The following is a 24,921-nucleotide window of genomic DNA, read 5'->3' on the forward strand; positions in this document are numbered from 1 at the left end:
CTAAAAAGCGGCAAGCTAAGGATAATCCTTGGCCTGCCGCTTTTTAGGTTGTAACGCTTAATATTCAATAACAAATGCAACGTTTTGCCATCCAGCGCCCACTGTCCAGAACAGAACTTTATCTCCGCGTTCGATCTTTCCTGTAGTAATAGCTTTGTGTAGAGCGATAAACGGGCTACTGGTTGAGGTGTACCCGAATTCATCACCTATGTAAACCGCAACCTCACGATCAATACCCACTTTTTCACAAACACCAACGATATTAGGCAGTGAAAGCTGTGAGAAACAGGCCGCTTTAATAGATTCAGGCGCTATGTTGTTATCAGATAGAAGCGTGCGAATCGATTCAGAAGCAGCATCTACGCAAATGGAATCATCAAATGGAATGAATTTCACATTGAATTCTCCAGCCGCGACGCCTTTTCTACCCAGATTAGCCAAGCCTTCAGCCGGGAACATGGAGTTGCCGTAAACGCATGTGTCTGTTTGATAGACAGAATCAATGAAGCCTACCGCATTATCATCGCGCACAAGAAGGACTGCCGCAGCTGCATCACCGAAGTTAGCATAATAGACAGGATCATTCTTATCTGCATGAGGTGCTACATAATCGGATCCGATGACCAAAGCACGTTTAATTCTAGGATTGGCTTGCATTTGACGGCTCACCTGTTCTACGGAAGCAGTCATACCAGCACAGTTAGCGTTGCTATCTATACAAATTGTATGGGATGCGCCGTTAATTAAACGGTGAATCATTAAAGAGTTAGTAGGAAAGATATATTCAGGAGTTTGACTTGCATAGGCAATAAGATCGATATCAGCGCCAGTGAGACCATTTTTATCCAACACATTACTGGCAGCCTCAAAAGCCATCGTAAGAGAATTTTCTTCCTCATTCTTAATGCTATAGCGCGTATCACGACCTAAAGTGGTCAGTAGACCTCGGATATCAATACCCTTTTCGTCAAAATGCTTAATAAAAAAGTCGTTACCAACTTTATTACTAGGATGATAGATATCAATGTCTTGAATACGAATTCCGGTCATATGAATGAATCCTCCTGAAAAACTCTATAGTTTTTTTAGTTATAAGAAGAATTAAGCTGTAACGGTGGAAATGATCTCGATGTTATCTAGTCCTGCTTTACGACCCAGACGAGCAAGCTGCATTTTAAGAATTGGGTTATTCTCAAGGGTTAGATTTACTTTTACAAATCCATCATTCTTAAACATTACGAAGCAACCTTCCAAAAGAGGCACAACATCAGGTGCAGTTACGTTTAGCTTTCTGCAGTCGATTTGTAATTCATAGTCAGCTGGAGTGATAGGATTAATAGTTTGTTGATAAGCTTGGATAGATTTCAGACCATCTTCTTCAGAAAATGTTCCTTCCAGCTCAATATTGATCACTTTTTTAGTAGTGTCTGTCTTTAAAATAAACTGTCCCACGTTAACATCTCCCGATATTTTAATTTTACTGAAAATAGTTACTTTATTTCTTCAATCGTTTCGAGAAGAATATTAAAAGCGGTGATGATTCTAGGTGCCCCTATAGCGGGTACTAAGTGTAAAAGAATACCTTTGAGTTGTTCTACAGTAACTCCCACACGAAGAGCCATGACATAATGGACACCCAGTTGATCAAACTGACCCATCGAAATCAGGGCAGAGATAACTGCGATTTCCTTCCAGTCAGCTTCGATTGTGTTGCGTTGAAAAATATCGCCGTAGGCATTCCCCATAATAAATTCAGCCAAATCGGGGAAATGTTCTTTAATCGGAGCCAGTGCTTTAGCTCCGTAGTCTCCTGAGAGATTCGTGAAGTGGTTCAGACCACTGTTTACATTGTCTTTCATAAGTGACCTCCTAATTTAGGTTCAAAGTACGGTGAGCAGTCGGAGGGACCTCATCACGGTCTGTTAGCAGTTCAATGACGGCAACACGGTTTATGGCAACAGCGTCCTTGATGGCTGTTTCGAACTCCTCCGCTGTCTCACATTTGTAACCCTTAGCGCCTAGTGATTCTGCGAATTTCACAGCATCCATAGGGACTTCGTAGATAGTTCCGTCAATACGTCCTGTAGTTTTTTCCATACCTTTTAGAGCCATATCTAGCTGTTTATTATTCACAACAATGAATATGACAGGAATATCCTTGCAGACAGCAGCGTTAATCTCTGCGCCTAGCATCATAAAGCAGCCGTCTCCTGTAATGCAGAAAATCGTTTCTTCTGGAGCAGCAACCTTTGCACCAATCGCCATCCCGATGGAATTACCCATGCAAGCAAAGTAAGCATCGAAAACAAAACTGCCCGGTTTCTTAACCTTGTACCATTTCGCAGCATGGAAACCGTGACTTCCATCATCAACAAAGACTGTGCTGTTATAAGGAATCAAATCACTCATCGTACTCAAGACCGATGCAAGTGAAAGGTTTGGTAAAATCGGAGGCTCTTCGGTATAATCGGAATTTGTCGGTGCTTCGCGTTTTGTGATGTTGTTCGTGTCAATATTATTGAGATAGTAAACTAGATTGTCGCGTAGATCTCCAGTCACTGGAATCGTTTTAGAGAACAATATTTTTCCGACAAAAGTCGGATCGCTATCAAACTGAATTAATGTTGCAGGATGATTTTCCCTTTTAAGATTACAAATTGTCATATCACTTAAACGTGAGCCGAGAACGATAAATAGATCACTTTGATTCAGCAAGTCATCCCCATGGGTACAACCGCCTACTCCAATTGGACCGTGATAGAGTGGATGATCCCAAGCTATAGCCCCTTTACCACCTGGAGATGTAACTACAGGAATATTAAATGTTTCCGCTAATTGAATTAGCTCACTATGTGCTCCTGAGCGGTTAACGCCTTTACCCGCGATAATTATTGGATTCTTAGAGTTATTTATAGCATCAAGTACACGGTCGATATTAGCATGGCTAACCAGTGATTCGCGTTCAGGGATTACAATATTACATTCCTCTAGCAATTCCGTTTGTACATCAAAGGGAATACAAAGGTGAACTGGACCACGATTACCGCTCAAAGCAATGGATATGGCATGATTAAAAATTGTGTTAAAGTGATCTCCACGTTCAATAAGCTTGCTATATAAGGTGGCAGGTCTAAACATATCAGCTAAATCAGCTAGAAAAGAGGTAGAGTCCTGACATTGGGGAATTCCAAGCTCTTTAATAGATTGATGGCCAGTAATAAATAGGACAGGTAGGTTGTTAGCCTTAGCATGTGCTGCTGCAGTTAATAGGTTTGTTCCACCAGGACCTGAAGTACCAAAAGCTACACCTAGTTTTCCAGTTTTAAGCGCATACCCGGCTGCTTCGAAGCCGGAACTGGACTCATGTCTCCCGGGAATAAATTCAATACCGTAATCTACCATTTTAAGAACAATAGGACAAATGGATTTCCCGATAATACCAAAGGAATGGGTAACACCTAGGTTCCGTAGTGCTTCCGACATGTAATCTGCGACTGTCTTCAAAAAATACACCTCACAAGTTGATTGTTATTTTAAAATCAAACATTAGAAAACCTGTGCTCTGAATTAGGGCACAGGTTGGTGGCATAAATCGCCATAGAGACTGAACAATTGTTCAGTCGTCTTGGTTTTCTGCAACCTGGCAGTCATGGCCTCTGATTAAAAATGAGGCTGTAGATCCATGGTTTTGCGTCATCCTCTTTCGAAGATTTTGCCAATATTAATTTTAAAATTTATAAGAAGAATTTTCCTTTACAATATATTCCTAGAGAACCTTTGTCAATATATTTTCGCAAATTAACTCGAATTTTGACGAAAGTCTTGTCCAACCTATGAAATAATAGATATAAAAAAACTCCCCCTAAGTCAAAACTTAGGAGGAGTTTTTGGACTTGTTTATATGATTTGCAAGTGACTTAAAACTTGAAAATATGGATAGTCTTCTGTAGATTAAACACAGCCTGTGTCATTTTCTCAGTTTCTTCAGCAACAGACTGCAGGGCATTAATTTGTTCATTCATAGCGGCGGATACTTCCTCGGTGCCGGCAGCGGTTTGCTGTGTGATTGCAGAGATATTCTCTATTGCACTTGAGATTTTCAAGGCACTTTCCAACATCAGATCACTTTCAGCAGAGAAGGAAGAGATTTGCTCGGTAATATACTGCACACTTTGCACAATTTGAGCAAAGATATGAGCAGATTGAGTGATCATCTCATTCTGTACCTGTACGACTTCTTCGTTGATAGCGATATTGTCAATCGCTTGTTTGATATCAGTTTCGATGCTCCGAACTAAGCCAAAGACTTCCTTCGTTGAAGCTGTTGATTCCTCGGCAAGTTTACGAACCTCCTGTGCGACTACAGCAAAACCTCGACCATGCTCTCCGGCGCGTGCTGCTTCGATGGAGGCATTCAGCGATAAGAGGTTGGTCTGCTCAGCGATCTCTGTGATGGTTTTTGTAATCATCGTAATTCCGCGAGCATTATGAGAAAGGGCTTCGATAGTATCAGCTACTTTTTGAGTAGCCTGGATGTTTTTGCGCATGCCTTCAGCTTGAGTATCAACGGACTGCCGCCCTTGTTCAACTAGTTCTAATGTATGTATTGAACGTCTGTTCATTTCTTTCGTTGAGTTCGTATAATTTGATACTTTATTCTCAATATCTTTAATGGATTCTGTCATTTCAGCGATATCCGTAGATATTTCATTTGCACCAAGAGCTAGCTCGTTAGACGAAGAGGCTACCTGTGCCATGACAATTTTCAAATTCTGATTCTTATCTTCGATTCCACGGCTTGCATCCATAACTTGACGAGTGATTTGTGATGCTTCTGTCAAAATCTTCTTGAGCTTGTCAATCATGGTATTAAAGGAACGACTTACGTCCCCCATTGACCCGTTCTCGTCGGCTCTACTAGTAAAATCCCCTTTTGAAATACTATGAGATACATTCGCGATGTCATCAAAAGAAGATGTAAGCGTTCTCTCGATAAAGCGGGCCACTGGGAAAGTTAGAGCAGCAAGAACTACGATCAGAACAATACCCAAAATAATGTTGCCTAAGATCATAAAAGTAACTAAAACAGGAATGGCAAATAGTGCGGCAACGAGGTAACATCCGGCAACAATTCTTTGTTTTAACGGAAGTTTATGCATCCAGTTCATTGGTATAATGTCCTCCTTATTAATATTATGTATTGGTGTTATTATATGGGATTTAAAGGTGATTGGTCTATAGTAAGAACTGACATAAATCTTCTTTTCGGAGTAGTTCTTTAGATTTCGTGTCAAAAATCCTCATAAATAGCGGAAATTTTTGCGATAGCAGACTTTACCATCTCTAAAAGTTCTTGCGGTGAAAGTACAATAAACGAGGGACTAAAAGAAAGGATTATCCGGCAGGCCGACTCGATCGTATTAAATTCGGCATCTACGTTCACCCACTCTGCATTGCTAGTTGGCTCTATCAATTGGACAGAGACGAATCTTTCTCGCTGTAATTCTTTTAAGACAGATGCTCTAACCCTTAGCTTTACTTGATACTTTGGCAGTGCTGCTTTAAAGGCCGTGGTGGACTCTTCCCAGTACTGTTTTAAATCAAAGGCATCAGGTCTTTTAAACCACTCATGTGTCTCCTCAACGTTAACTAATCTGGACACACGAAAGGTCCGTAGTTCATCTTTGCTTTTGGCTACGACATACCATACTCCGCGTTTTGCAACTAACCCAAGAGGTTCAATGAAACGGACCGTTGTCTCGTTGCTCCGGAGATAAGTGATTTTTACTTTGCGGTCCTCCCAAAGTGCTCTCTGCAGTACAGAAAGGAACGGATAAGTCTCATCCGAAGGATGCCAACTGGCGCCATCAATATGAATACGCTCGCTTAGGTAATTTGCTGGGTTACTAAGTCGATGTGAGGATGCAGCCTCTAGTTTGAGAAGAGCGGAAGAGTAGTCGTCTTGTATCCCCAGATCCTTCATTATAGATGCGTCAGCGGACAGAAGCAGTGAACCAATCTCTTGTGGCTTCATTCCCGTTAGGGAGGTTCGGTACCCTTCAGTAAGCATCCAGCCTCCTTCACGACCACGTTCAGCTAAAATGGGTATTCCTGAAGCACTTAATGCTTCCATATCACGAAACACAGTTCGTTCTGATACCTCGAGTGTTTGGGCCAATTCTCTAGAAGTCATTTTTCCACGATTTTGCAACAGAAGTAATATTGATAACAAACGGTCGGCTCTCATTAGGCTATTGTACCTCCTCGAATTATTGATTAGACGATCACCATTAATCATTTCTAAATTATGATTATATTATATATGTCAGTTGATGTCATATATACGGGCTATACTTATAAAACGTAAGGAATGTTCACAGAATATTGAAATCCGAATTCATGTGGAAAGGGTTGAGGGCTATGACATTGAAAGGGAAAGTCGCATTGGTTACCGGGAGCAGCAGAGGTGCTGGGAGAGGGATCGCTTTAGAATTAGCAAGAAGAGGTGCTTTTGTCTATATTACAGGGAGGACCACAGATGTATCCGTCACAGAACATATTAAGGGGAGCATAGATAGCGTACTTAGAGAAATAAAAGAAAGTGGAGGTTCTGGTGCGGTAATACGATGTGACCATACGAAGGATCAAGAAACAGAAGCAGTGATCCGTCAGATCGCTGAAGAGCAGGGGCGGCTCGATATCTTAGTTAACAACGTATGGGGAGGCAATGATTTAGCTATCGAGCAGAAGTCTTTTTGGGAGCTACCTACAGCTCATTGGGACAATATGTTTAATGCCGGTGTGAGAGCACAGATGATCACAAATTATTACGCAATTCCCTTCATGCGCAAGGCTAAAACTGGTGGTCTAATTATCCATACAACCTTCTGGGATCATTATAAATATTTAGGCAACTTTTATTATGATCTTTCTAAAAATGCACTTTTACGTATGGCTTTCGGATTGTCGAAGGAGTTAAAGGATGACGGCATTGCGGTTATTCCACTTTCACCTGGATGGATGAGAACAGAAGCGGTTCTAGAAGCCATGAATACAGATGAGGAACATTGGCAAGAAGTTGAGGAACTGAAAATGAGTGAATCGACGACATATATTGGTCGAGCAGTGACTGCACTAGCCGCTGATCCAGAGGTTATGTCTATGTCCGGTGAGCCGCAGCTGGTTGGAAAGCTTGCTGAAAAGTATGGTTTTACTGATATTGATGGAAGGATAATCCATTCGTTCATAATATAGGAAGAAAGAGATTCGTAAAATATAAGAAAGGCCACTCCAATACATTCTGGAATGGCCTTTCTATATTATAGATTAAAGAAGGATGATTTCTTCAGCGGTGTTAATTTCTGGTAAACCAGCGAGTTTTACAAGGACTTGCTTAGGAACGGCTTTGTCAACGGTCAGCAGCATGATTGCAGCGCCCCCAACAATTTTACGTCCCACTTGCATGGAAGCGATGTTTACATCGTTCTCACCAAGCAATGTACCCACGAGTCCGATAATCCCTACTTTGTCGTTATGGGATACAAAGATTTGATGACCTTCAGGAGCAATATCAACTGGGAACTTATTCACTTGAACAATCCGTTCTCCATAACCTTGCAGCAGGGTGCCGGCCACAAGATACTCTTGGTCACGATCAGCTTTTAGAGTAACAGTAATCAGATTGGTAAAGCCTTTAGTTTTAGAAGCTTTAGTTATTACTACGTTCACGTCGCGTGTTTTCGCTAAATGCATGGAGTTTACGATATTAACGTCCTCTGCAAAGTGGCGGGAAAGCACACCTTTTACAATGTAGCGGGTTAGTGGTTGGGTATCTACATCCGAAAGATCACCAGCGTATTCAACATGGATCTCACGGATAGCAGCAGCTGCAATTTGGGTAACAAAGCTGCCCAGTTTTTCCCCAAGCGTGAAGTAAGGTTGAAGCTTATTCATTACACTTGGAGCCACTGGAGGAATGTTGACCGCGTTAATGAACGGTTCATTACGCAGAATATGCAACACTTGCTCCGAAACATCGATCGCCACATTTTCTTGAGCTTCAATCGTAGAAGCGCCAAGGTGAGGAGTCACGATGATTTTTGGATGAGACAGGAAAGGATGATCTGCTTGCGGCGGCTCTTTCTCGAATACGTCGAACGCAGCGCCAGCAACAATACCGCTATCTATAGCTTCTACTAATGCCATTTCATCAATTACACCACCACGTGCACAGTTGATGATGCGCATTCCCTTTTTCATCACTTCGAATTGTGGGCGAGAAATCATATGGCGTGTTTCCGGAGTAAGTGGAGTGTGCACAGTAATGAAGTCTGCTCCGCGAACAACATCGTCTACGGAAGCCAATTTAACTTCCATCTTTTCAGCACGTTCAGCTGTTAGGAAAGGATCGAAAGCAAGAATTTCCATACCGAAAGCTTTAGCACGTTTAGCCACTTCGCTACCGATTCTGCCCATTCCGAGTACACCCAAAGTTTTGCCACGAAGCTCTACACCTACGAATGTTTTTCTATCCCAGGTTCCACCGATTGTTTTTGCATAAGCTTGTGGAATATGACGGGCCAGAGCCATCATCATTGCGAAAGCATGCTCACAAGTCGTAATTGTATTTCCATCAGGAGCATTGATTACAACAATACCACGCTTTGTTGCAGCATCCAGTTTGATATTATCTACACCAACACCTGCACGACCAATTACTTTTAGATTTTTTCCTGCTTCGATGATTTTGTCTGTTACAGTAGTTTGACTGCGGACAAGGAGACCATCGTATTCACCGATAATTGCAATGAGTTCGTCTTCGCTGAGTCCTGTTTTTTTGTCAACAACTACATCTTCTGCGTCCATCAATTGCTGAATGCCCAAATCACTGATTGGATCCGATACTAATACTTTAAACATGGTTTCTTATCCCCCTTAAAGTTGAAAAGCTTTATATGTCGAGGACGCCTTTTTGGGCAATCCACAATACCTGAAGATTCACGAACTAGTAGAGAAAAAACATGTGATAATAGTAGATCAACGCGGTGTCGCATAAAAGAAGCTGCGTGCAGAAATGCCGCGGAATCGGTAACTTTGGGCAAAAGGATAGTACAGATTAGGTATTTAGAAATTAAAAAAACTCCCGACCCCCATACTACTGCCGTAGTAAGGGACGAGAGTTATCTTCGTGGTACCACCCTAATTCACTGCAACTTGGAAGAAGCAGCCTCATTGGCCTGCAAAGGCCACACTGGTAACGGAGTTGATCCGATTGCACCTACTTTAAGGTTCGATACAATATCTCAGGAGCGCTAAAGACATCTGTTTGCCACCGGTTTGCACCAACCACCGGCTCTCTGAAGACTTCCAGAATCTTTGTTCCATCATCGTTTTTGATTGATTAATTTTTTCATAATGTAACACGGTAATGTAGATGTGTCAATAGGCTTTGAAAGTAGGCTTTCTTGAAGTGAACTTCATTTTTAGTTATGATTCAATGACTGGTTCTATTCATAAAAAAAAGGGAGCTGTGGAATCGTCTCCTTGCTATAGTACTGCTCTCGCCATTTCATAAAATCCTCTACCTGTATAGCACCTGTGGAAATAAGCAGGGTTACTGAGGACTGAACATCCGTAAGATTCAATGAACTGGCTGTACCAGAATGTATCAAATCGTCTATTTTTGCAGTAATGTCCTGAGGATCGTAGGCTGCAAAAATTCCGCGATTTAACATCATATCAGCGATGGATGCGTTCTTTTGAAGAAGAGGCATTTTTTTCCACTGGATAAAGGACATGGTCTTTAGCTCACCAGCAACAGAAGGGATTTTCTGGTTTGTCTTAGAGCCCCACTTTAGCATAGAATCATAAAAGTTCTTTTGTGCGAGCAGTCCGAATTTAACCGCACCGGCAGTATAAGGATCATTTTTCAGCAATTTTGCCGTCTCTGCACCAGATACACTTGCACTTATTTCACCAGAAGCTTTTGAGAATAAAGTTAAGCTTTTGAGTATGTTTAGCTGTGATTGATGTAATAAGGGAGAGTCGGAAAAGATAGAGTCCTGGTTAACTCTTTCATATTGTTTATCTGCTAGAAGGCTAAGATTCTTCATAGCTGCTGCATTTACACGGGCATCTGTACTGCGTGCCAACTTGTCCACTTGTGTGTTCCAATTCTGCTTGAATTCCCGATAAGGCAAAAATACGTTATGATAGAAAGTAACAAGATCCTTCTGTTGGTAAGAGCCCGTGAATTCTTCTAATCCATATCCATTACTGCTCTTTTGTTGCTCATATTTAGCTTCCGTTTTGTCTGCGCCAACCTTGACGCCTGTGAAAAATGCGGCGAAGGCGCAAATAAGGAAAAACAAAAAAAATAGAGTGTACAACATTTGTGTACGGGAGTTACGTTGGCTCATAATAAGTGCTCCTTTTTCTGGGGGAATTATCCTATGTATTATGTATTGATAGCAACATTATGGACGGTTTCTCTTTCGGAGCTGCCCCAAAAAATTAAAGAACAGGCAGGTCACGATGAAAAAATTCAAATTTGGCGAGATTAAGATAAAAAAAGTGGAGCCAGGTCAGTTAACAGACCGTCTTCTGCTCCTCAATCTCTACATTACTCAGGGGCTTACATTAATTATCGGTTTGATATGGATATTATTTCAGAAAAGAAATCCTTTTCAGCTATTAATTTTTCCAGAAAACGTACATTTTGTGGCATGGGGTCTTGGACTTGCTGCTGTAATGCTGGTAGTTGATTATTTATTGACTCATATTGTACCTGAAGAAAGTATGGATGACGGGGGAATAAACGACCTTTTATTTCGAAATCGGCCCGTATGGCACATTGTTGTAATTGCAGCTATGGTATCGATCTGTGAAGAGCTTCTGTTCAGAGGAGCCATTCAGTATTCCATTGGTCCTTATTGGACGAGTATTTTGTTTGCTCTTATTCATGTTCGCTATTTGCGCCACTTTGTACCTACCGGATGGGTGTTCTTAAGCAGCTATGGTCTTGGATATATATACATTCAATCAGGAAGCCTATGGGCACCTATACTATGTCATTTCTTCATCGACCTTTTCTCTGGTCTGGTGATCCGCTACAGGAGGGAATCATGAGTGAGGAATTGAGCCGGTTGAAGTCTCGTCAGAAAAAGCGCAGTGGCGAAGGCAAAAATTCTGGCAAAAGTAAAAAAACGAATCCGCGATCGGAGGGGGCTCCTAGAAAGAGCAATCATTCCCGGACAACAACGGCAACTTTATCAAGGAAAGCGCGCCGTCCGGCAGCTTCTGCGAAGGGATCTAACGCTGGAAACAAAGAGCAGGAAGAATCTGTTCCATCACGTTCGAATACGTATTCATCAGAACGTGTTCGGCTTAGTAAAATGTTTGTTAACTCTCTGATTTTCATTTTTGTAATATTGCTGGTAGCGCTCCTCTGGTGGGGAATCGAAGGGGCGCCGCCTTTGAGTACTTTATGGTGATTTTTTGGATTTGGGGATTGGTTGTGGTTGTGCTTTTGATTGCGCTAATCATTGCAGTGATTATGGTGAGTAACGCCTTTAGAAACAGAATTATTACCGAGGAAATAATTTTGAAGTCGCTCCCAGATGAGTTTGATGGATTTCGTCTCTTATTTATAACTGATATCCATCGCCGCCGCCTTCCAACAGCACTGCTGACTCCGTTAAAGGGAAAGGTGGGTGCTGTTTTATTAGGCGGTGATCTAACGGAAAAAAACAGTCCTCTGGATCGACTGACTGATAATATGACTTTAGTGACTTCTATTGCTCCTACCTATGTAGTACATGGAAATCATGATTATCGAGCTGATATTTCACTAATTGATCAGATTATCCGGGGCAGTGGTGCAAAGCTGTTAATGGATGAGAATGTGCGTATTGAACGTGAGGGAGCTTCGCTTTGGTTAACGGGAGTGGATTTTCCGAAAAAGGGTGGTAACACTTCTTATCGTCCATTACCTGGATTAACGTCACGTGCTTCTTCAATAAATAACACTTGTCGTATCATTCTTGTTCACGATCCGCTCTGGTTGTCCAAACGTCAAAGTGTGCCAGCGGATCTGATATTAGCAGGCCACACGCATGGAGGGCAGGTCATTCTTCCTTTTTTGGGTCAAAGGCATGTGGAAAATTTCTATCATAAATATGATGCAGGAATGTTTCAATGGCCCAGAAGAGATGGGACAGGAAGGGATGCGAAGCTGCTGATTAGCAGAGGGTTTGGAACCTCTCACTTGCCGATCCGCTGGGGAAGTCCTGCTGAGATGCACGTGCTAACGCTCCGTAAAGAGAAACATTAGAAAACTGTCTTTGTACCGATTGAACGGGTGGACAAAAAAACAGGTAATCTCCTTTCCATCAAGGGGATTACCTGTTTTTATTTATCCTAACTAGGAATTAGCGCATCTTAAGCTCAATACTGCGAGGATCTACAAAGCTATAACCCTTGCCTTCAAGAGTAGTAAGCAGTTTATCCAACGCTTCAACGGTCCAAGGTAGCTCATGCATCAGAATATTACTGCCAGAATGCAATTGATCCGTCACATTTTTGATTAACTTATCTGTTTTTCCGGTTTCTTTCTCTTTCATTTCCCAGTCCAGTGATCCATTGGACCAGGTCATATACAACATCCCATTCTCAGCGGAAATCTTCTTCCCTACATCTCCGCCAGCACCATGTGGGGGACGGAAAAACTGAGGGGCTTCACCAATAATCTCCTTGACCGCATTTTGAACGTCTTCGATTTGCTTTTTGACCTCAGTGTAAGACTTGTCCTTCAACACAATATGATCCCAGCTATGGTTGCCGATAATTCCTCCGCGGTTATGAATTAACTCTAGAAGCTCGGGATGCGCTTTAACGCGGTATCCATTCACGAAGAAGATCGCTTTGGCCTGATGTTTGTCCAGAACATCCATTAACGGATTAATCATTTCCGCATCTTTGGGACCGTCATCAAAAGTGAGTAACACGACTTTTTTATTTGTAGTTTCCTCATTTGGGACGATGTCGTAATTTTTGTTCATATGGTACAGCAGTGGAATTTCAGCGGAGGCTTCATCCTTACTGGCTGTATTATTACTACCTGTAGTTCCTCCATCTGCTGACGCTTCAGGGGTAGGGCTGGCTGTAACTTCAGGGGAAGGCGCTGTAGTTTCTGCGCTCTGTGTAGCTGCCGCCGTAGGCGTATTGTTTGTGGTGTTTGTATCCTCGGCTGTCTTTCCATTCGCACCGCTGTTGCCACAGGCTGTCAGCAGTAAGGTAGCCAGTAGGAGCACTGATGTCATTTTACCCACTTTTTTCAACTCGCTTTCTTCTTATTAGGTTGCATGAGCGGCAATCTTTCCGCGAACACTAAACATGATTTTACCATACAAGGAGGCTGGAAATATGAATACTTCGTCATTTTTATGTGGGGTGCTGATGGGCGTCGCAGCCAGTATGATTATGTCCAAAAAGCGGAATTCTCTAATGTCTTCGCTGGGTCAATCGGGCGGTTCCATGAGTGGAGCAGCAGATAAAGCAAAAGAAAAAATAATTGGTATGGCTACGACAGGTTTTGGAAACACTGCTGCTTCAAGCAGCAATGCAAGCAGTAATACAAGCAGCAATGCTCAAAGTAATGGTTCGAACAGCGGAACCTCTGAGCATAAAACGGAATCACCGGCAAAATCAAAAGAATCCAATCTCAAATTACTGAAGGATTTCATTCGCAACAATCCTGAAGTGAAGAGCGAAGTGGAGCAAATTCTTAAAGAAACGCATACTGCCATACCGGGATTGTAACCGTAAAGGACTCCTTCAGAATCATTTTGAGGATGAAATATTCCGCAGAATGATTCTTTTTTATATTCAAGGGCTTGAAAATGGTTTATGAATTAGAATAAGCTCTTCAGTAGTGGCAATGCTTTAAGAGGATTTTATATATTTATTTTCGTGCATTTATCTCTGCAAAATGATAACATACATACATAGTAACCATTTTTGGCTCATTACTCGGGACTCATCATACATTATAATAAATGAGCTTGCAAAAGGAGGATCCTGTCATGAGAATAGAGCGATTAAGTCAAGATAAGATACGGATTTTCCTCACTTTTGACGACCTGAGCGAGCGGGGCATCCAGAAGGAAGACATGTGGCAGGAAGTTCCCAAGGTTCATGACCTGTTTACGGAAATGATGGACCAAGCATATAGTGAACTAGGTTTTGATGCTACCGGTCCGCTTGCCGTAGAAGTTTTCGCATTGCCCGCCCAAGGCATGGTCGTTATAGTGACCCGAGGAAAATATGATCACCATCAGTACGGTGCGTCCGGGGAAGAAGAATTGCCAGAAGAGATTTACGAAATGGAAGTTACTCTTGAACAAAGCGACTCCATTGTATATGCATTCCGCGATTTCGAGGTTCTTGTTGAAGCGGCCCATGTGCTCATTGGTAATATTACTTCCCAGGGGAAACTGTATTCTTATAACAATAAATGGTATCTGTACTTCGATCCTAAGGAATTTGAAGAAACAGCGTTGTCAGGTCTTGTTGGCGTACTAGCTGAGTTTGGAGATTCCTCACCGGTTACTGAAGCTGTCCTCGATGAATACGGGAAGACAGTAATGCCGGAGAATGCAGTCCAGTTATTGTGCACTCATTTTAAGCGTCAGGATTAAATAGCATGATAGGGCTGATAAGCATCATTTTAGCTGATTAGCCCTATTCTTGTTCTTGATGGTATGGCGGTCATTCTTGAATTAAAGCTGGTATCTGCCTTGCTGTAATCAGCAGAATAAGGCGCTAGGGATATAGGGAGGTTATTCGGTGCTCGTGTTATCGGTTATTTCGTCGGCAGTAGCGCCGGGACTTGCTCTGCTGACCTTTTTTTATTTGAAAGATAAGTATGATCAAGAACCGCTTCATATCGTTATTAAAGTGTTCCTGCTAGGCCTTCTGATTGTATTCCCTGTTATGATCATTCAGAGAGGACTAATGCTGGGACTGAATGGCGGTCCTTATGTGGAGTCGTTTCTCATATCCGCTGGCGTGGAAGAATGTCTAAAATGGTTTGTGCTTTACCATATGATTTACAATCACACCGAATTTGACGAGCCATATGATGGGATACTATACGCCGTAGCGATTTCGCTCGGCTTCGCAACAATAGAAAATATAATGTACGCTTGGTATAGCAATGCATCAATCGGTTCCATGTTCCTGAGAGCACTGCTTCCGGTTTCTGGACACGCTATGTTTGGTGTAATCATGGGCTATCATTTAGGGAGAGCCAAGTTCTCAAAAGGAGCTAAAACAAAAGGGATTCTGTTAATCTCTATCTTGCTGCCATGGTTGTGGCATGGGATTTATGACTTTATTTTGAGTACGACAGCTAACTACTGGATATGGTTTATTGTTCCTCTGATGGCTATTCTATGGTACGGAGGGATGGGGAAAGTGGATAGGGCGAATAGCCGGTCCCCTTTCCGCTTTCTGAAACGAGAAGAAGAGGTTAACCTATAATCGAGATGGACACACTTATATTCAAAGGTTTGTTCCTTAGCGGGAGATTCCAGAGAGGAGAGAGGTGTCTTTTTTTGCGTATAAAAGTCCGTATACTTTGCAAACAATGCGGTGAGACCTACATATTAAGAGGGATAAAAGAGCAGGGTGTGATTCAAACCGGCTTTAAGCAATGCCTTTGCAGTAATAGCAGTGGCTTTGAAATCGAAGAGAGAGCATAAGCGCTATGCTATGCAAATTTGGAGTGAAATCCCTCTATTCAAACACTTTAGTCATATTGTGTTACAGAAGGGTGCATAAGACTCCTAGTTTATTGTCAAACTAACGCCAATAAGCTATCGAAAGGAGTCTTGTAGCCCTATGTACAAAAGATTAAGTGCTGTAATGTTCCCGCTGACTGCGCTGCTGTTAATTGGAGCGCTCGTGTGGGGTTATCAGGAGAATCAGGAGAAGAATGCGATCCTAATTAAGGCGGAGAACCAATATCAGCGTGCCTTTCATGATTTGTCTTACCACGTGGAGCGTCTTCATGGAGAGCTGGGAAACACACTAGCTGTTAACTCCGCTTCTAACGGGATGCACCGCAAAGGACTTGTTAATGTGTGGCGGATGACCAGTGAGGCGCAAAATGAAATTAATCAGTTGCCACTCACATTACTGCCATTTAGCAAAACGGAGGAGTTTCTGTCCAAAATCTCAAACTTTTCTTATAAAGCTGGGATTCGTGATTTCGCTAAGAAGCCTTTGACAGATGGTGAATTGAGCAATTTAAAAGCATTGTATAAGAGCTCTGGAGAAATCTCAAAAGATTTGCAAGATGTTCAGAATAAAGTGATTGGTAGCCGTTTGCGCTGGATGGATGTTGAAACCGCATTGGCTACAGAGAATAAGGCAGAAGATAATTCGATTATTGACGGCTTTAAGTCGGTGGACAAACGTGTCGAAGGTTACCCTGACTTGGATTGGGGTCCTTCAGTTGCAAGCATTTACGATAAACGCTCTGTAAAAATGCTCGGAGGTACCCCTGTTTCAGTTGAAGATATCAAACGTAAAGCCATTAAGTTTGCTAATGCAGGCTCGAATGCTAAGGTAGACGTTAAAGAAAACGGAAAAAATACGAAGTGGCCTTCTTATACGGCTACAGTCAGTGGTTCGAATAATAAGCAGATTATCAGTATGGATTTCACCAAAAATGGTGGTTTACTGATCTCTTATTACGATAACCGTGAGATAGGACCTGCTAAGGTGACCCTAGAAGAAGCAGTTACCAAGGCGGAGCAGTTTCTTAAGAAAAAAGGATATCCTCATATGACTGCGGTTAATGCTGACCGTTATGATAATATCGGGAATTTAACCTTTGTAACGAGCCAAAATGATGTCTTGATTTATCCTGAGAAAATGACGATCCGTATTGGACTTGATACTGGGACAGCGGTTGGATTTGAGGCTAGCGAATATGTCAATGAGCATAAGGACAAACGTAAAATTCCAAAGCCAAAGCTGACTCTGGCGGAAGCGAAGAAATTTCTGAATTCGGATTTCAATGAGAATTACCATCGCATGGCGTGGATTAAAAATGATGACTCCGTAGAAGTCTTGACTTACGAATTTGGCGGAGAGGTAAATGGTACTCAGTATCGTATTTATCTTAATGCGGACGACGGCATTGAAGAGTCCGTGGAAGAAATCAGGCCTTCTTCAGGAGTAGAACAAAAGTGAAAAAACAGGGCGCATCCATTTTTTGGATGGGCCCTTCTTTATTTTTGAAATTCAAATAATATTTATCTCATTGGGTGATATTCCCATGCTATAATCATTGTTAACTATACTGATTTGGCGGTGACATCTTTGTATCCTAAAATTAATGAATATCTATACATACAGGTTGCTTCCAGTGACGCTGCTGAAGCAGAAGTTGAATATAGATCGAGAATTGCAGAGACAGAGGACGACGCATTCCTGATTGAAATTCCTATGCAGGAGAGTGACGGTCGTCTGAAACGACTTTTTATGGGGGACGAGCTTTCGGTTTATTTTATTACTGAGGGTGGCATTAAAAATTACTTTAATACTCATGTTCTCGGGTTTAAAGAAGATGTAATTCGTATGGTCCGGATACAAAAACCAGAGGCGGATTCGATTTTCAAAATTCAGAGACGAAGCTTTTTTCGGGTGAATGCAGATCTTGAATTAGCTGTGAAGGATAGCTTTGGCAAAAGATTCCTTGTACGTACAGATGATATCGGTGGCGGAGGAACGTCTTTCTTGGTGGATCACAAAGTGAAGCTCGAGGTGGGAGCGAAATTATCCTGCTGGGTTCTAGTGCCTTATCGAAATGGTAGCATTGAGCATGTGGACTTTGAAGGTGAAGTGGTTCGGATTAAAAAGCTTGAAAACGGGCGCCAATTGGCCATGCTGAAATTTGTGGCTATTACGGATAATGAGCGTCAGAAAATAATACGTTACTGCTTTGAACGACAGTTTGATTTCCGCAACCGATAGGCATTTTTCTTAGCTCTATTAAGTGTTCTGATTTTGCACTGAAGTATAAACTGTGGTATAATTTTATAAGTCGCAGGCAATGCCTGCTTTTTTCTTGATAATATCATCAAGCATATCCATTTGTATGTGCTCCTTGATATTGCAGGAACGAACTTGACATCGCTAGATGCTTTTCTTATGAAAGAGTGTTTGAGGAGGAATGCCCCGTTGGATAGGCAGGGTACACATACTTACGACAGAATTAACGTCGCCATCGACGGACCTGCCGGGGCAGGCAAGAGTACTGTAGCCCGATTGGTAGCCCAGAAGTTGTCTTATATTTATGTCGATACAGGCGCAATGTACCGGGCAATCACCTGGTATATGATCCGAGAAGGCATAGAACCGGAAGATCAGAATCAAGTGAACCAAAAAGTTCACGATATGGTTATTGAGCTTATTCCGGAAAAAGACATCCAGAAGGTGCTGATTAATAGGGAAGACGTAACGCCGCATATTCGGAGTCTTCAGGTTAGCGGCCTTGTGTCGCAGTATTCGAAGATCGAAGGTGTAAGGTCCAGACTGAGTCATTTGCAGCGTCAGATGGCGCTTCGCAAAGGCGTTGTAATGGATGGCCGCGATATCGGTACGACCGTGCTGCCCGATGCCGAAGTGAAGATTTTTATGACGGCAAGTGTGGAAGAAAGAGCTCTCCGTCGTTATAAGGAATTGAGAGACGCGGAATCGGTGACGCTTCAGCAGCTTGAACATGATATTGCACAGCGGGATCGTCTGGATGAAGGACGGGAGATTTCACCGCTGCGACGTGCGGAAGATGCGATTCTTCTCGACACGACCTTTATGGATATCGATCAAGTCGTGGAGGCCATTGTATCCCATTGTAGATCTCATGTTGACGGGGAGAGAAATCATTTATGATTTATGTATTTTGCCGAGGATTGCTTCGCTTGATTTACGCAATTGTTTTCCCGCTTAAGATTGTGGGGGAAGAGAATGTGCCAAAGGAGGGCGGGGTGCTGCTCTGTGCCAACCATATTAGTTTGCTGGATCCGATGACTATCGGGATTAAGTTAGACCGTCAAGTAAAGTATATGGCTAAGGCAGAACTTTTTGAGGTTCCTGTGCTTGGCTGGCTCATTAACAAATTGGGTGCTTTTCCGGTCAAACGTGGTGGTGTAAGCAAAGAATCCATTAAAACGGCCCTTAACACACTTCGCGGTGGTAATGTCATGGGTATCTTCCCGGAGGGTACGCGTAACTCTGATGCCGGAGTTGCCAAGAAAGGTGCTGCAAGCTTCGCACTTCGAAGCGGTGCTGCAGTTGTTCCAGCCGCTATTGTCGGTGAGTACAAACCCTTTCGACGGATGGTTGTAGTCTATGGGGCTCCTATAGATCTCAGTCAATTTGCCGGTGCAGGAAGTGAATCTCTCGAGGCTGTTACCGATGTCATTATGGAACGCATCAATGAGATGAAGAAGTCGGGTATACCAACTGTTGGTTAAGGGATAAGCGGAATCACAAATTTCGTCCTGTGCTATGATTAAATAACGGCATAGTCGCTATTTTTTGGAACATACTATCTTCAAGTGTAATTTGTAATACCAAGCAATGCTTGTTTTGAACTCTGCTATACGCAGGTTTAAATAAATGGGGTTTTGAATCGAGGAGGCTAATCACATGTCTGAAGAAATTAAAAATCAGGAAACTACGGAGAGCAATGAAACCGTAGAAGCGGTGGAATCCGCTGTGACAGAAAATAACGGAGCTGTAGAAGAAGTTGCTGCCGTTAACGAAGAAGAAGTGACTAACCAAGCTGACTTGGAAATCATTTCTCTGAAAAAAGGCGATACCGTGAAAGGAACAATCGTCAAAATTGAAGATAACCAAGCTTATGTAAGCATTGGATATAAATACGACGGTGTGATTCCGATTCGCGAATTGTCCGCAGTACAACTGGACAACGCTGCTGCAGCAGTAGAAGTTGGACAGGAAGTAGAATGTAAAGTTGTTAGCATCAACGACAACAAGGAAAGCCTTGTTCTTTCCAAACGTGCTGTTGATAGCGAAAAATCATGGGAAGATCTTGAGAAGTACTTTGCTTCCCAAGAAGCTTTCGAAGTTACTGTGGCTGACGTTGTTAAAGGCGGTCTAGTAGCTGATGTTGGAGCACGTGGATTTATCCCAGCTTCCATGGTTGAGCGTCACTTCGTTGAAGATTTCAGCGATTACAAAGGCCGTACCCTTCGCGTTAAAGTGAAAGAACTTGACCGTGAGAACAGCAAAGTAATCCTGTCCGCTAAAGAAGTTCTTGAAGAAGAGTTCGAAGCTAATAAGCTTAAAATTATGGCTGAACTGTCTGAAGGTCAAATCATTGAAGGTACTGTACAACGTCTGACCCAATTCGGCGCATTTGTTGATGTTGGCGGAGTTGACGGTCTTGTACACGTATCCGAAATCGCTTGGAATCACGTAGAGAAGCCTTCTGATGTAGTTTCTGAAGGTGATAAAGTACGTGTTAAAGTACTTAAGGTTGATCCTGAAAAAGGAAAAATCAGCCTGAGTATTAAAGCTGCTGCTCCAGGTCCTTGGGACTCTGCTGCTGGCGAAATCAACATCGGTGATGTTGTAACAGGCGTTGTAAAACGTCTTGTGAACTTCGGAGCATTCGTTGAATTGCTTCCAGGTGTGGAAGGTCTTGTGCACATTTCACAAATCTCCCACAAACACATTGCTACTCCACACGAAGTATTGAAAGAAGGACAAGAAGTACAAGTGAAAGTACTGGACTTCAATCCATCCGAGAAACGTGTTAGCCTGAGCATCAAAGAAACTGAAGAAGCTCCAGCACCTACTGCTAGACCTGAACGCAGCAACAGCAGAGACAGAGCTCCTAAAGAAGTATTGAATAACCCTAACGTTTCTCTAAGCAACGAAGGCCTTAGCTTTACGCTTGCTGAACGTTTTGGAGACAAGTTGGACAAATTCAAAGGTAATAACTAATCCTGCTTTTTGAATATACGGGTAAAGTAATCGGCGAGCCCTCGATACGGGGGTTCGCCGATTCTCTTTTTCCAGTGACAGAAAGATTTATTGGAACTAACATGAGTGTTAGCCAATTTTAATGTTTTTTGCTATGATGAGTATCGTAAGGATGACAGGAGGAATGAATATGGCAAGACCCGTTGTGGCAATCGTTGGGAGGCCTAACGTCGGGAAATCGACGATTTTTAATCGGCTGATTGGCGATAGATTGGCCATTGTAGAAGATAAACCGGGGATTACACGTGACCGGATTTATGGTATTTCAGATTGGAACGGTAAGTCGTTCAGTGTGATTGATACCGGAGGTATTGAAATTGATGGAGATGACACGATTCTGAAATCTATCCGCGTTCAAGCGGAGCTGGCGATTGAAGAAGCGGATGTTATTGTATTTATGTGTGAGGCGAAGAGTGGTGTGACGAATTCAGATGAAGAGGTAGCTCAGATTCTGTTCCGTTCAGGTAAACCGATCGTTCTTGCCATCAATAAAGTGGATAATATGAAGCGTGCAGATGATATTTATGAGTTCTATAGCCTAGGTTTTGGAGATCCAATCGGAATTTCCGGTAGTCATGGTACAGGACTTGGTGACTTGTTGGACGCTGTCGTAGAACGTCTGCCAGAGAAAATAGATGATGAATATGATGACGATGTCATTCGTGTAGCTTTGATTGGCCGTCCGAATGTAGGTAAATCCTCTTTGGTTAACGCAATTCTGGGTGAAGAACGCGTTATCGTTAGTGATATTGCAGGTACTACTCGCGATGCTATTGATACGCCTTTTGAACGTGATGGACAACGTTATGTGCTTATCGATACTGCAGGTATGCGCAAAAAAGGTAAGGTATATGAGAACATTGAGAAATACAGTGTTATGCGTGCGATGCGTGCGATTGAACGGGCTGATGTGGTTCTCGTTGTAATTAACGGTGAAGAGGGCATCATCGACCAGGACAAGCATATCGCTGGTTATGCACATGAAGCTGGTAAAGCATCTATTTTTGTTGTAAACAAATGGGATGCCATTGAGAAAGATGACAAGACTATGCAGAACTTCGAGTCAAAGATTCGTGACCACTTCTTGTTTATGAGTTACGCACCGGTTGTCTTCTTGTCGGCTTTAACTAAACAGCGCCTGCAAAAACTGCTGCCAGTGGTGCAGCATGTGTCTCAACAGCATGCTCTACGCATTACTACGCATCTGGTGAACGATGTTGTATCGGATGCCATTGCGATTAACCCTCCTCCAACTGACAAAGGCCGTCGCTTACGTATTAACTACGTAACGCAGGTTGCGGTGAAGCCACCGACGATCGTGGTGTTCGTAAATGATCCATCGCTGATGCACTTCTCCTATGAACGTTACTTGGAGAATAAAATCCGCGCGGCGTTTAATTTCGAGGGAACGCCAATCCGTCTCTTTACACGGCGCAAATCCGAAAACGAAGGTTAGGGGAGAAGAAGTGTGGCGCTTGAACTTCTGGTTATCGTTGTAAGCTATTTGCTTGGTTCTGTCAGCTTTAGTGTGCTGTTCGCCAAGCTACTAAAGGGAATTGATATCCGTCAATATGGGAGCGGCAATGCGGGGGCTACCAATACACTGCGTGTACTGGGAAAAGGTCCTGCGATATCTGTGCTAGTGCTGGATGTACTGAAGGGTGTTGCCGCAGTTTGGTTAGGAACTTGGGTAGGCGGCTGGGGAACCTGGGTTGCTGCTCTTTGCGGAATCGCTGCCATTGTCGGACATAACTGGCCGCTTTACTTTCGTTTCCGTGGGGGAAAGGGCATCGCTACTACGATCGGTGTTATGGCCACACTGTGTTTATGGCCTGCACTGCTCGCTGGTGTTATCGCCATAGGATCTATCTTTATCACTCGTTACGTGTCACTTGGCTCGTTGATTTTTGTCGCGCTGACACCGGTCTTTCTATTGTTGACAGGATTTACACAGCCTGTGCTCTGGACCAGTATTATCATTGCGGTTTTTGCCTTCTGGCGGCACCGGACGAACATTGTTAAGATTGTAGAGGGCCGTGAGAACAAGATAGGCTCAAAAGTAAAAGGAGGGAATCGTGTTGTCTGATAAAGTAACCGTACTAGTAGCGGGGAGCTGGGGAACTGCGCTGGCAAGTGTGCTGGCTGCGAATCACTCGGAAGTTTATCTGTGGACACGTAACTCTGATCAAGCTGCCGAGATCAATGGTTCTCATATCAATAATAAGTATTTACCGGGGATTTCTCTGCCCGCAAACATCATAGCAACCACTGATCTGGAGACCGCAGTTTCCGGTTCTAAAGCGGTTGTTATTGTAGCCCCATCTTCAGGTATGCGACAGGTTGCTCGCAGTCTGAAGCCGTTCTGGAAGGATGAAATGCTATGCGTTCATGCTACGAAGGGCTTTGAGACTGAAAGCAAGAAACGGATGTCGATCGTTATTGCTGAAGAACTAGGCTGTGACGAAGGGCAGATTGTCGTTCTCTCCGGACCGAGTCATGCAGAGGAAGTAGTGCGCCTGTGTCCTACTACAGTTGTTGTGGCTTCACCTGATGATAAGCGTACTGCTGAAGCACAGGAATTGTTCATAAACAATGATTTTCGTGTATATACGAACCGTGATCAGGTAGGAGTAGAACTTGCCGGCGCACTAAAGAATATTATTGCACTCGGTGCAGGTCTATCCGATGGTCTAGGATTTGGGGATAATGCTAAGGCGGCGCTTCTGACACGTGGACTGGCCGAGATTTCTCGGGTGGGCGTCGAGCTTGGAGCGAATCCTTTGACCTTTGCAGGGCTTGCAGGTGTTGGCGATCTTGTAGTGACTGCTACGAGCCAGCACAGCCGTAACTGGCGTGCTGGCTTTATGCTCGGGCAAGGGAAACCCCTGGATGAGGTGCTGGAGTCGATGGGAATGGTTGTCGAAGGTATTCGTACCACGGAGGCAGCTTATGCCATTTCCATCAAGCTAGGGGTCCAAATGCCCATTACAGATCAAATTTATCATGTCCTTTTTAAAGGTAGAAGTCCGCGTAGTGCTGTTGAAGCTCTGATGGGCCGTGATCGTAAACCTGAGCTTGAGGCAATATCTCAGGAAACTTGGGAGCAGTGGCATTCCTGATCCTGTTCACCTTTTTCCGCAAATTCTCATATGTTGTATTGGGGATTGACGGAGGAGGGATGAAAAGTGAGCAGAGATTTTTCCAAGGATGCATTGAACGCCATTAACAAGAAGGCGGGCAAGAACATTACGGAAAGTGCCGTCAAAAAGCTAGCCAGTACGGTCAAACCAGGAACTACGCAGAATGAAGCCCAGCTCCGCCAGTTAATTAAGCAGGTGTCATCGATGGCGAAAGTGCCGGTCAGTGAAGCTACTGTGCAGGAAATTGTTAATGCCGTCAAAAAAGGCGGCGCAGGTTCCGGCACAATGGAGTCTTTAATGAAAATGATGCTTAAAAAATAGCTTTAGGTTGGGTGAGCAAAAGATTCAGAATCCATGAGATTCTGTTATCTTTTGCTCTTTTTTTATTTATTGGTAAACTCTCACAGCTAAAATATCTTAATAATAATATATAAAAAATGATGTTTTTTTACAGAATAGGATAAGGTCATGATATAATAATCCCTAATATATTACAGGCGAATGGGGGCTTTGACCTTGGATCCGATGACAAAAATGTGGTTGTCCCTGATTGCAATGCTGATTATGGGACTGTCTGTATTTCTAATAACTTTTGCTCGGAGCAAAACAAAGGGACTGCTTAAAGCATTGCTATCTATCCTTGCGTTTGTCATCATGTTAGTTGGCCTATTGGGCGGAGTTGTTTCGATTATGTAAGCAG

The 24,921-nt window shown here is 43.0% G+C and carries 26 protein-coding genes, 1 riboswitch and 1 other annotated feature; of the genes, 17 read left to right on the plus strand and 9 right to left on the minus strand.

All coding sequences use genetic code 11. The features are described from left to right. Positions 1 to 57: 57 nt before the first annotated feature. The 6 genes from PAENI_RS22985 to PAENI_RS23010 form a co-directional block, all read right to left on the minus strand. Positions 58 to 1,050, minus strand: a complete 993-nt coding sequence (locus PAENI_RS22985) for a 3-oxoacyl-[acyl-carrier-protein] synthase III C-terminal domain-containing protein (protein ID WP_042190247.1) — start codon at positions 1,048 to 1,050, stop codon at positions 58 to 60. A 51-nt stretch (positions 1,051 to 1,101) separates the two neighbouring features. Further along, positions 1,102 to 1,452, minus strand: coding sequence for a hypothetical protein (locus tag PAENI_RS22990; protein WP_042190245.1), 351 nt, complete (start codon positions 1,450 to 1,452; stop codon positions 1,102 to 1,104). Positions 1,453 to 1,490: 38 nt separating this feature from the next. Next, positions 1,491 to 1,859, minus strand: a complete 369-nt coding sequence (locus PAENI_RS22995) for a carboxymuconolactone decarboxylase family protein (protein WP_042129622.1) — start codon at positions 1,857 to 1,859, stop codon at positions 1,491 to 1,493. Between the two features lie 10 nt (positions 1,860 to 1,869). Beyond that, positions 1,870 to 3,513 carry a thiamine pyrophosphate-binding protein gene (locus PAENI_RS23000; RefSeq protein ID WP_052404378.1) on the minus strand — a complete coding sequence of 548 codons (1,644 nt, stop codon included), beginning with the start codon at positions 3,511 to 3,513 and terminating at the stop codon, positions 1,870 to 1,872. A gap of 118 nt (positions 3,514 to 3,631) precedes the next feature. Then, positions 3,632 to 3,727, minus strand: a riboswitch (cyclic di-GMP riboswitch). A gap of 190 nt (positions 3,728 to 3,917) precedes the next feature. Further along, positions 3,918 to 5,168 (minus strand): methyl-accepting chemotaxis protein, encoded by a 1,251-nt coding sequence (locus PAENI_RS23005; RefSeq protein ID WP_042190241.1) that lies wholly within the window; start codon positions 5,166 to 5,168, stop codon positions 3,918 to 3,920. 122 nt (positions 5,169 to 5,290) lie between these two features. Next, on the minus strand, positions 5,291 to 6,247 hold the full coding sequence (locus PAENI_RS23010) for a helix-turn-helix transcriptional regulator (protein ID WP_149646805.1): 957 nt from the start codon (positions 6,245 to 6,247) through the stop codon (positions 5,291 to 5,293). Between the two features lie 173 nt (positions 6,248 to 6,420). Here PAENI_RS23010 and PAENI_RS23015 point away from each other — a divergent pair, with 173 nt between their 5' ends. After that, positions 6,421 to 7,254: an SDR family NAD(P)-dependent oxidoreductase gene (locus tag PAENI_RS23015; protein ID WP_149646806.1), complete on the plus strand. Its 834-nt coding sequence runs from the start codon at positions 6,421 to 6,423 to the stop codon at positions 7,252 to 7,254. Between the two features lie 72 nt (positions 7,255 to 7,326). Here PAENI_RS23015 and serA read toward each other — a convergent pair whose 3' ends face one another. Then, positions 7,327 to 8,919, minus strand: coding sequence for a phosphoglycerate dehydrogenase (gene serA, locus PAENI_RS23020; protein WP_076284555.1), 1,593 nt, complete (start codon positions 8,917 to 8,919; stop codon positions 7,327 to 7,329). Positions 8,920 to 9,165: 246 nt separating this feature from the next. After that, positions 9,166 to 9,396: a binding site (T-box leader), on the minus strand. 110 nt (positions 9,397 to 9,506) lie between these two features. After that, a complete protein-coding gene (locus tag PAENI_RS23025; protein WP_149646807.1) occupies positions 9,507 to 10,418 on the minus strand; it encodes a hypothetical protein in 912 nt (303 codons plus the stop codon). A 115-nt stretch (positions 10,419 to 10,533) separates the two neighbouring features. On the opposite strand from PAENI_RS23025, the gene PAENI_RS23030 reads away from it, so the two are divergent. Genes PAENI_RS23030 through PAENI_RS23040 form a run of 3 tightly spaced genes read left to right on the plus strand, consistent with a single transcriptional unit; the run spans position 10,534 to position 12,331 of the window. Further along, positions 10,534 to 11,127: a CPBP family intramembrane glutamic endopeptidase gene (locus PAENI_RS23030; protein ID WP_042190233.1), complete on the plus strand. Its 594-nt coding sequence runs from the start codon at positions 10,534 to 10,536 to the stop codon at positions 11,125 to 11,127. Continuing rightward, the gene (locus PAENI_RS23035) at positions 11,124 to 11,492 is read left to right on the plus strand and encodes a hypothetical protein (RefSeq protein ID WP_149646808.1); all 369 of its coding nucleotides are present in this window, start codon (positions 11,124 to 11,126) and stop codon (positions 11,490 to 11,492) included. Before PAENI_RS23030 ends, PAENI_RS23035 begins: the two co-directional genes overlap by 4 nt. After that, positions 11,486 to 12,331 carry a metallophosphoesterase gene (locus tag PAENI_RS23040; RefSeq protein WP_149646809.1) on the plus strand — a complete coding sequence of 282 codons (846 nt, stop codon included), beginning with the start codon at positions 11,486 to 11,488 and terminating at the stop codon, positions 12,329 to 12,331. The genes PAENI_RS23035 and PAENI_RS23040 overlap by 7 nt, the downstream gene beginning before the upstream one ends. A gap of 97 nt (positions 12,332 to 12,428) precedes the next feature. Here PAENI_RS23040 and PAENI_RS23045 read toward each other — a convergent pair whose 3' ends face one another. Continuing rightward, the gene (locus tag PAENI_RS23045; protein WP_188114675.1) at positions 12,429 to 13,319 is read right to left on the minus strand and encodes a polysaccharide deacetylase family protein; all 891 of its coding nucleotides are present in this window, start codon (positions 13,317 to 13,319) and stop codon (positions 12,429 to 12,431) included. Between the two features lie 103 nt (positions 13,320 to 13,422). Here PAENI_RS23045 and PAENI_RS23050 point away from each other — a divergent pair, with 103 nt between their 5' ends. The 13 genes from PAENI_RS23050 to PAENI_RS23110 all read left to right on the plus strand — a co-directional run bounded on the left by PAENI_RS23050 (position 13,423) and on the right by PAENI_RS23110 (position 24,917). Then, a complete protein-coding gene (locus PAENI_RS23050) occupies positions 13,423 to 13,818 on the plus strand; it encodes a hypothetical protein (protein WP_042190229.1) in 396 nt (131 codons plus the stop codon). 263 nt (positions 13,819 to 14,081) lie between these two features. Continuing rightward, positions 14,082 to 14,696 carry a genetic competence negative regulator gene (locus PAENI_RS23055; protein ID WP_042190227.1) on the plus strand — a complete coding sequence of 205 codons (615 nt, stop codon included), beginning with the start codon at positions 14,082 to 14,084 and terminating at the stop codon, positions 14,694 to 14,696. A gap of 148 nt (positions 14,697 to 14,844) precedes the next feature. After that, complete coding sequence (gene prsW / locus PAENI_RS23060; RefSeq protein WP_042129603.1) at positions 14,845 to 15,540, plus strand: glutamic-type intramembrane protease PrsW; 696 nt, start codon at positions 14,845 to 14,847, stop codon at positions 15,538 to 15,540. A 360-nt stretch (positions 15,541 to 15,900) separates the two neighbouring features. Next, positions 15,901 to 17,259 carry a germination protein YpeB gene (ypeB, locus tag PAENI_RS23065; RefSeq protein WP_149646810.1) on the plus strand — a complete coding sequence of 453 codons (1,359 nt, stop codon included), beginning with the start codon at positions 15,901 to 15,903 and terminating at the stop codon, positions 17,257 to 17,259. Positions 17,260 to 17,388: 129 nt separating this feature from the next. Next, entirely contained in the window at positions 17,389 to 18,042 is a 654-nt protein-coding gene (locus PAENI_RS23070) for a flagellar brake protein (protein WP_149646811.1), read from the plus strand. 207 nt (positions 18,043 to 18,249) lie between these two features. Then, positions 18,250 to 18,960 (plus strand): (d)CMP kinase, encoded by a 711-nt coding sequence (cmk, locus tag PAENI_RS23075; RefSeq protein WP_410477488.1) that lies wholly within the window; start codon positions 18,250 to 18,252, stop codon positions 18,958 to 18,960. Beyond that, entirely contained in the window at positions 18,957 to 19,544 is a 588-nt protein-coding gene (locus PAENI_RS23080; RefSeq protein ID WP_042190219.1) for a lysophospholipid acyltransferase family protein, read from the plus strand. The genes cmk and PAENI_RS23080 overlap by 4 nt, the downstream gene beginning before the upstream one ends. 175 nt (positions 19,545 to 19,719) lie before the next feature. Further along, positions 19,720 to 21,042, plus strand: coding sequence for a 30S ribosomal protein S1 (gene rpsA, locus PAENI_RS23085; protein WP_256716304.1), 1,323 nt, complete (start codon positions 19,720 to 19,722; stop codon positions 21,040 to 21,042). A gap of 169 nt (positions 21,043 to 21,211) precedes the next feature. Next, entirely contained in the window at positions 21,212 to 22,537 is a 1,326-nt protein-coding gene (gene der, locus PAENI_RS23090) for a ribosome biogenesis GTPase Der (RefSeq protein ID WP_042190218.1), read from the plus strand. 12 nt (positions 22,538 to 22,549) lie between these two features. Continuing rightward, positions 22,550 to 23,167 (plus strand): glycerol-3-phosphate 1-O-acyltransferase PlsY, encoded by a 618-nt coding sequence (gene plsY, locus PAENI_RS23095; RefSeq protein WP_042129592.1) that lies wholly within the window; start codon positions 22,550 to 22,552, stop codon positions 23,165 to 23,167. Further along, on the plus strand, positions 23,160 to 24,200 hold the full coding sequence (locus PAENI_RS23100; RefSeq protein WP_042190215.1) for an NAD(P)H-dependent glycerol-3-phosphate dehydrogenase: 1,041 nt from the start codon (positions 23,160 to 23,162) through the stop codon (positions 24,198 to 24,200). Before plsY ends, PAENI_RS23100 begins: the two co-directional genes overlap by 8 nt. Positions 24,201 to 24,266: 66 nt before the next feature. Further along, entirely contained in the window at positions 24,267 to 24,542 is a 276-nt protein-coding gene (locus tag PAENI_RS23105) for a stage VI sporulation protein F (RefSeq protein WP_076284557.1), read from the plus strand. Between the two features lie 195 nt (positions 24,543 to 24,737). Further along, positions 24,738 to 24,917 (plus strand): DUF2768 family protein, encoded by a 180-nt coding sequence (locus tag PAENI_RS23110; RefSeq protein ID WP_042129589.1) that lies wholly within the window; start codon positions 24,738 to 24,740, stop codon positions 24,915 to 24,917. The last annotated feature ends 4 nt before the right edge of the window (positions 24,918 to 24,921 follow it).

Source organism: Paenibacillus sp. B2(2019) (assembly GCF_008370385.1).
Classification (GTDB): Bacteria; Bacillota; Bacilli; order Paenibacillales; family Paenibacillaceae; genus Paenibacillus_AQ.